This is a genomic window from Dermacoccus sp. UBA1591 (assembly GCF_002322065.1).
GTDB lineage: Bacteria > Actinomycetota > Actinomycetes > Actinomycetales > Dermatophilaceae > Dermacoccus > Dermacoccus nishinomiyaensis.
This window is the reverse complement of sequence record NZ_DCNR01000096.1, coordinates 54,202-57,785: the sequence shown is the minus strand read 5'-3', so window position 1 is coordinate 57,785 and position 3,584 is coordinate 54,202. Positions and strand designations below refer to the sequence as shown.

Here is a 3,584-nt window from a genome sequence, read left to right as displayed (position 1 = left end):
CCGCCGAGGTCGGTGGCGGTGACGTCCGGGGTTGACGGCGAAGTCACGGGAGGCGTGCCACCGTGCGCGATGAGGTATGCGACCTGATCCTGGAGCTGCTTCACCTGCCGCGTGAGCGCCGCCGACTGCGCCTGGAGGTCGCTGATCATCGCGGCTTGTGAGGCGTTGCGCGCCTGCACGGCGGCGATCGTCTGCGTCTGCGCCGCGACAGTCGACTGTGCGGCCGTCAGGTCGGTCTGCGCCTGAGACAGGTTCGTCTCAAGGTGCGTGACGTACTCCGCCGGGCGCATGTAGAAGGGCACGAGCCTGACTGGTTTCATGTCGGCGAAGTTGACGACGTCCGGGTCGGCGCTGGTGATGAGGATGCGGCGCACGAGCTCGGTGCGCTGCCGGTGCTGCCCGCGGCGCGGCGAGTAGCGGGCTGTCACGACGAGACTGAATCCGGCGCCTGTCGTGATCGAGGGGTCGTCGTTCGCGATGATGGGAACCTTCAGACCAGTCGACGGCATGCTCGTTGCGACGATCGGGACGCCGCCGGCGATGTACGTTCCGTCGTTGAGGGCGACGTCACGGTCGGCGGATACTGTCACTTCGACGTCTGCGACACCTGACGTGGCACTGAGCGGCGCGAGGCCCACATCGAGGGGGCGGATGGCGAGAGTTTTGAGGGTCGGGCTCACCTGTACCCTCCGACCCAGGCGACGCCGCCCGCAGTGATGATGTCTCCGGCTGCCCACGAGTGTGAGCTAGAGCCGATCGCGGTCTTGCTGTCGGCGACGAGACGGAAGGTTGACGAGCCGGTCCAGACAACTCGTGTCGGCGTCTCCCACGAGTCCGCCGCGCAGCGCACCCAGCCGGCGTTGTCGCTGATGCTCCCTGTGTAGCGGATCGCGACAGGGCTCTGGAAGTAGTAGACACCGGCACCCAGATTGCTATTTTCGGCGCGCTCGAGGTAGAGCTGCCATTTGAAGGTGCGCCCCTGGCGCTGATACTCGTACCACAGCTTGCCCGATCCGATGTTCAGCGCCGTATTGTTTGGGCCGGTGTACCACAGCCGGTATGCCCCGCTGTCGGTGACGCGAATCGGTTTCGTGTCGTAGATGAGCCACTGCTGCCCGTCCCACTCGCGGATCTGATTCAGGGAGGGGATACGCACCCGCCTGTAATCATTCGAACCGAGCGACGAGAAGCGCGACAGCAAGTCCTGCTCGCTGACCGCGGTGAGGGTCAGCGCGCCCGCGAGCTGCCGGTCGCGCATCTGCTCTGTCGCGGGGATGCTCTTGACGAGGTCGGAGCCTTCGCTCCAGGGCAGTCCGGTCTCTTTGCTCGACGCGGTCATTCGGTCGCCTCCTCGGCTGGTGGGGTGGATTCCTTCGGGGCGTGCGCGATGACGCCAGAGATGAGAAGCGTGTCACCGACCCACGTGAGCGCGACGATGTCGCCGACAGCAGCGGCCATGCCGACGGGGTGCACGGCGTACGTTTCGCCCTCGTCGATGACGACGAGGGCGGGCTCACGGTTTCCTGTGACCGGGTCTGGTGTGTCGTCGACCCATGACAGGCGTCCGTGCACGCTTTGTGAGCGTGGCCGCTGATACTGGGGTGTCCTCACGTCGTCACTCCTGGGATTGTCAGTGAGCGTGCTTGCGCGTCGGCGACGCGCTGCGCGCCCAGGGGGATGTCAAATCGGTCGACTACGCACCCGTAGGCGTGCTCGTCGGTGATGACGTCGACGGCGTCGCCGCCTTCCATGAGCGGGTTGGCGAGGGCTTTCCATGAGATGTCGACGGCTGAGCCCATGAAGCGGGCGCCGATCGCGGCGGCCATCATTTCGAGTGCTTCACGGTCGTCGGCGTCGATGAGTGACGTCGTATAGGTGCCGGTGCGGCGCCCGAATGGCCCGTCGACGCGTGTCGCAGAGTCGGGGTTCGTGTCGCGCCACACGCCACGCCCCCGCCCCTGATCGGCGCGCTCAGACACGACGTGCCACTCGTTTTTCACGCTGCTGTTCTTCGCCTGCTTCGTGACCTGCGTCAAGTCCTGACCCACCCGCGTCGTCCACCGTGACGCGACACCCGGCGTCTGCACCGGCCGCACGACATACAGGCCCGCGACGGGACTCTTGAAGATCTCGCAGCCGATCGACGCGGCGAGCTCGGTGATCATGTCGATGCGTGCCGTCTGCGTCGCATCCTTCGTGATGAATGGGATGTTGTTTGCGTCGGCGAGGCCACCGGATAGGTCGATGACTCCGGCGCCGGCGTCGGCTTCGGCGATGAGCCAGCGAAAGACGTCGAGGTGTGTGTACCCGGCGAAGTTGGTGATGCCACCGAATCCGCACATGCCGACGAGTGCCATCGTGTCGGGCGCTTCGACCTTGATCCGCCCGGACGGCCACTCGACTTGCGGGTCGTCGCACAGGAACTCGCCGACTGGGACGGTTTCTTCGGCGCCGCCCCATGAGAAGCCGGAGCGTACGCGTAGCCTCATGCCGGGGTAGGCGAGGACGTCCCACAGGTCACGGAATGTGCCGCCCCACTGGTCGAGCGCGAACTCGAGCGATGCTTGCCGGCGTACCGTCGAGTTCGCGTCGACGGCGATCTTTGACGCGGACGCGACGATGGGCAGGCCCGACAGGATGAGGTCACGGCCAAGATATGCGTCAACCTTGCATACCTTCGCCGCCGACGAGTGCAACGATTCGACAAAAGCCTCGCTGACGCGCAGCTCGTCGATCGGGTTCATCGTCGTCAGCGGCGCGTCGGGAATGTCGGCGGAGTCGAGGGTGGGGCGCCCGCTCGGTGCGGGCGCGTCGCCCTCGGCGGGCGTTGTCGGCGTTTCGGCCGGCGTGTCGGTCGCGGCGACATACGTGGGGCGCCAGATGCGCAGCTTCAGGTAGCGGTCGTCGCGCGTCTTCATCGCGGCGGTGCCACCCGCGCTCAAAGATTGGCTGATGCCGGGCGTCGACGTGTTGCCGCCAATGGTCTGCATGTCGTGTGACGTGCTCGACGTCGGGCCGCGACGCACATACTCGACGTGATACGTGCCAGCCGAGTTGAGGAAGAAGACGATGTCGCCCTCACGCGCGCTCGCGTATGACGTCTGCGTGAACATGGGTGAGCGGCGCATCCACTGGTCGAGCGCGACCGTGTACGCCGGCGCCGAGCAGTACTTGCCCCAGTTGTAGCCGCACGCCTTGATGAGGCCGAGCTGGATGAAAGCGGCGCACCACGCGCCGGAGCTGATGCCGTCAGGAAGTTCACGCCACCCGCGCCACCCGTTGCCCCAGTACACGCCCTTGTCGCGGTTGTACAGTGCCGTCATCGCGGCCGTCACGGTCGCCACGGACGCGGGGATCGCTTCGGGTGGGACGCTCGCGGGTGACGACGTCGGCGTCGACGTGGAGCCGGGCACGATCGAGGAGCCGAGCGCCTTGAACGCATCGAACAGCGCGATGCGCGCGTCCATGCCCCACGGCGTGATCGTGCTGTTCGGGTCGCCCGCGTTGACGGCGCGTGACACTGTCCAGATCGAGCCCGTCTTGCGGGCCGCGTCGATGAGTGACGTGTACTGTCCCCACGAGCG

At 66.4% G+C, this 3,584-nt stretch carries 4 protein-coding genes; all 4 read right to left on the bottom strand.

What is annotated here, in order from left to right:
* On the bottom strand, nucleotides 1-590 hold a 590-nt coding region (locus tag B2284_RS10910; RefSeq protein ID WP_286697513.1), incomplete at its 3' end, for a hypothetical protein.
* A gap of 86 nt (nucleotides 591-676) precedes the next feature.
* Nucleotides 677-1,339, bottom strand: coding sequence for a hypothetical protein (locus B2284_RS10905; protein ID WP_286697512.1), 663 nt, complete (start codon nucleotides 1,337-1,339; stop codon nucleotides 677-679).
* The gene (locus B2284_RS10900; RefSeq protein ID WP_286697511.1) at nucleotides 1,336-1,611 is read right to left on the bottom strand and encodes a hypothetical protein; all 276 of its coding nucleotides are present in this window, start codon (nucleotides 1,609-1,611) and stop codon (nucleotides 1,336-1,338) included. The genes B2284_RS10905 and B2284_RS10900 overlap by 4 nt, the downstream gene beginning before the upstream one ends.
* A partial coding sequence (locus B2284_RS10895; RefSeq protein WP_286697510.1) for a hypothetical protein occupies nucleotides 1,608-3,584 on the bottom strand: 1,977 nt, incomplete at its 5' end. The genes B2284_RS10895 and B2284_RS10900, both read right to left, overlap by 4 nt.